At 70.3% G+C, this 3527-nt stretch carries 3 protein-coding genes and 1 pseudogene; 1 reads left to right on the forward strand and 3 read right to left on the reverse strand.

Annotation, left to right across the window (positions count from 1 at the left end):
* Window positions 1-253: 253 nt before the first annotated feature.
* Window positions 254-1387: a DegT/DnrJ/EryC1/StrS aminotransferase family protein gene (locus VNS22_RS15375; protein WP_325733886.1), complete on the reverse strand. Its 1134-nt coding sequence runs from the start codon at window positions 1385-1387 to the stop codon at window positions 254-256.
* Between the two features lie 227 nt (window positions 1388-1614).
* Here VNS22_RS15375 and rpmF point away from each other — a divergent pair, with 227 nt between their 5' ends.
* Window positions 1615-1806 carry a 50S ribosomal protein L32 gene (gene rpmF, locus VNS22_RS15380; RefSeq protein ID WP_325733888.1) on the forward strand — a complete coding sequence of 64 codons (192 nt, stop codon included), beginning with the start codon at window positions 1615-1617 and terminating at the stop codon, window positions 1804-1806.
* Window positions 1807-1933: 127 nt separating this feature from the next.
* Here rpmF and VNS22_RS15385 read toward each other — a convergent pair whose 3' ends face one another.
* The gene (locus VNS22_RS15385) at window positions 1934-3301 is read right to left on the reverse strand and encodes a glutamate--cysteine ligase (RefSeq protein ID WP_325733890.1); all 1368 of its coding nucleotides are present in this window, start codon (window positions 3299-3301) and stop codon (window positions 1934-1936) included.
* Window positions 3302-3343: 42 nt separating this feature from the next.
* Window positions 3344-3527, reverse strand: a pseudogene (locus tag VNS22_RS15390) (hypothetical protein); the annotation flags it as partial.

A 3527-nucleotide genomic window follows, 5' to 3' on the forward strand; every position in this document is an offset into this window, starting at 1 on the left:
TACCAGGACCGCCACCCAACCTCGACAGATCAGGTACCCGCAACTCCCGAGCACCAGAGCGACGATCACCGTCACCGCTGAGCACCCAGCCTCGCTGCGTGGGCCGGGTTCTAGGCCTGGCCAGCTGAACCGTCAACAGGGTTTTTTCATCCCGTTGGCGGCTGGGCGTACCCTCCTGCCCCGGCCTTGCAGATATAGGGCAGCGCCCCGGCCCGAAAAGGCGCCGGCGTAGAAAAATTTCAGCCGCGAATCCTCAGGCACCCAGCGCCTGCTGCAGCGCCTCGATCACCCGGTCCTGGTCCCCAGGCTGGAGATAAGGATGGATCGGCAGGGCCAGGACCTCCTCGGTGAGCTTGCGGCTCACCGGGATCCCGGTCGGGCTCACCGGGCAGCCGGCGAACGCCGCCTGGTCGGCCAGGGCCCTGGGATAATAGATCATGGTCGGGATGCCCTGGCCGGCCAGCTCGGCCTTGATCCGGTCGCGCCCCTGCAGGCGCAACGTGTACTGCGCCCAGGCCGAGGCCACGCCGTCGGGCGTGCGCGGGGTGATGGCGAGGTTGCCCAGGGCCGCGTGGTAGCGGTCCGCGACCCGCTGCCTGGCCGCCTGCTCCTCGTCCAGGACCGCCAGCTTCTCCAGGAGGATCGCCGCCTGGATCGTGTCGAGCCGCCCGGTGGTGCCGAGCCGGACATTGTCGTACTGGCCGCCGCCGCCCATGCCGTGGAAGCGCAGGGAGCGCAGCCGCGCGGCCAGATCGGCGTCGTCGGTCAGCATCGCCCCGCCATCGCCGTAGCAGCCGAGCGGCTTGGCCGGATAGAAGCTGGTCGCCGCGGCATCGCCATGCGCACCGGCCCGCTTCCCGTCGCGGGTGGCGCCATAGCTCTGCGCCGCATCCTGCAGGATGCGCAGCCCATGGTGCCGGGCGATCGCCTCGACCGCCCGGTAGTCGGCCGGCACGCCGAACAGGTCGACCGGGATCACCGCCTTGGGCTTCAGCCCGAGCGTGGCGGCATGGCCGATCGCCGCCTCCAGGCTGGCCGGGTCCAGGTTGAAGGTCTCGGGCTCGACATCGCAGAACACCGGGGTGGCGCCATGCCAGGCCGGGGCCTCCGCGGTGGCGGCGAAGGTGAAGGCCGGGACGAACACCGCGTCCCCTGAGCCGATCTCCCAGGCGCGCAGGATCAGCTCGATCGCCTGGGTGCCGTTGGCACAGCTCACCACATGGCCCACCCCGGCATGGGCGGCCAGGCGCTGCTCCAGTTCGGCCACCTGCGGCCCCATGATGTAGGCGCCGCTCTCGATCACCTGCTGTACCGCCGCCTCGATCCGCCCGCCTAAGCGCCGGCGCTGCGCTGCCAGGTCGACGAACGGGATCGGTGCGGGCGCCATCGGCGGATATCCATGCAGGTGAAGGGAAGCCGGGCAAAAGCTTAGGCCGGGGCCACGCCCGCGCAAGGCCGCAGCCGCTGCGGATCGGACCTGGGTGGAGCTGCCGGCCCGGGTTGACTTGCCGGGTGCCATGCTTCTATCAAGCGGCCTCCCCGGGTCGGCCGCCGTCCCGGTCGCAGTTTTGCGCGCCCGATCGCAGGCGGGCGCTTCGTACCAGGGTGACGAACATGGCCGTTCCGAAGCGAAAAACCTCCAAGTCGCGCCGCGACATGCGCCGCGCCCATCTGGCGCTCAACGTCCCGACCGTGATCGAGGACAAGGTGACCGGCGAGTATCGCCGCCCGCATCATGTCGACCTGAAGACCGGCATGTATCGCGGCCGCCAGGTGATCACGCCCAAGGACAGCGCCGAGAGCTGAGCCGATCGCCGGCCGAGGTGCCGGCGGCGGCGACGAGCCCGAGCGGGCGGTCGCGAGACCGCCCGCTTTTGCTTGTCCTGCGGCCGGCGGGGCAGGAGCCGAAGCCCCTCCCCCGGCCCATTCCTGCTCAGTAGGCGAATTCCGCGAACACCGGCTCGACCCGGCCACCCCAGCGGCCCCGGAACAGCTCGATCTTGCGGTCGGCCGGCGTGCGGCCGCTGGCGGCGGTCTCGCGCAGGTCGGCCAGATACTGCTCCTCGCTGGTGCCGATCCAGTCGAGCCGGCCGCGCGCCTTCAGCCCCTGGGCAGCGATCGCCAGCACTTCCTTGGCCAGATCCTGCACGGTGCGGCCGCGAAACGGCGCCTTCAGCCCCTGCACCGGCACGATCCGGCGCAGTTCCTCGAGCTCGGCCAGGCTCCAGCCGCGGATCAGGTCATGGGCCGCATCCAGGGCCGTGCCGTCATAAAGCAGGCCCACCCAGAGTGCCGGCAGGCCGCAGAGCTGGTCCGAGGCACCGCAATCGGCGCCGCGCATCTCCAGGTACTTCTTGAGCCGGACCTCGGGGAACAGGGTGGTGACATGGTCCGACCAGTCGCTCATGGTCGGCAGCTCGCCCGGCAGCTCGTCGAGCCCGCCCTCCATGAAGCGGCGGAACGAGCGCCCGGCCACGTCGATATAGCGCCCGTCGCGGTAGACGAAATACATGGGCGTATCGAGCACGTAGTCGGCCCAGCGCTCGTAGCCCATCCCGTCCTCGAACACGAAGGCGGGGATCCCGGTCCGGTCCGCGTCCGTGTCGGTCCAGACATGGGCCCGGTAGCTCTGGAAGCCATTGGGCTCGCCCTCGGAGAAGGGTGAGTTGGCGAAGAGCGCGGTGGCGACCGGCTGGAGCGCCATCGACACCCGGAGCTTCTTCACCATGTCCGATTCGGACGCATAGTCCAGGTTCACCTGGACCGTGCAGGTGCGCAGCATCATGTCCAGGCCGAGCGTGCCGACCTTCTGCATGTAGCGGCGCATGATCGCGTAGCGGCCCTTGGGCATCCACGGGATCGCCGCGCGCGGCCAGAGCGGCTGGAAGCCCATGCCGAGCATGCCGAGGCCCAGGGGCTCGGCCACCGAGCGGCATTCCTCCAGATGGCCGGTGACCTCGCCGCAGGTCTCGTGGATGGTCCGCAAGGGCGCCCCGGACAGCTCGAACTGGCCGCCCGGCTCCAGCGTGATGTTGCAGCCGTTGCGGGTCAGCGCCACCACGCGCCCGTCCTCGACCAGCCGCTCCCAGCCGAACTTCTCGGCGAGCCCCTCCAGCACCGCGGCGATCCCGTCCGGCCCGTCATAGGGTACCGGCGTCAGGTCGTCCTTGCGGAACACGAACTTCTCGTGCTCGGTGCCGATCCGCCAGGCCTCGGCCGGCTTCTCGCCCGAGGCGATCCACTCGACCAGCTGGTGCCTGCCATCGATGGGCGCCCCCTGGCCACTGGGCGGTGCCGACATGCGTGCGTTCCTTTTCCTAGATCCGTCTGGGTCCGCCCCTGTTCAGGCGGATCCCTTGGCCAGTTCCGGCCCGCTCACCCGGTCGATCTCGGCGCGCAGGGCCTGAACTTCCTGGGCGGCCGTGCCGCGCGGCTCGTGCTCGATCACGCCCAGCCCGCGCGCCATCGCCGCGACATAGCTTTGCCGGTTGCCCAGCTGTGCGTCGAGCGGCACCACACCCAGCTCG

This window comes from Geminicoccus sp. (genome assembly GCF_035556675.1).
In the GTDB taxonomy this organism is placed as follows: Bacteria; Pseudomonadota; Alphaproteobacteria; order Geminicoccales; family Geminicoccaceae; genus Geminicoccus.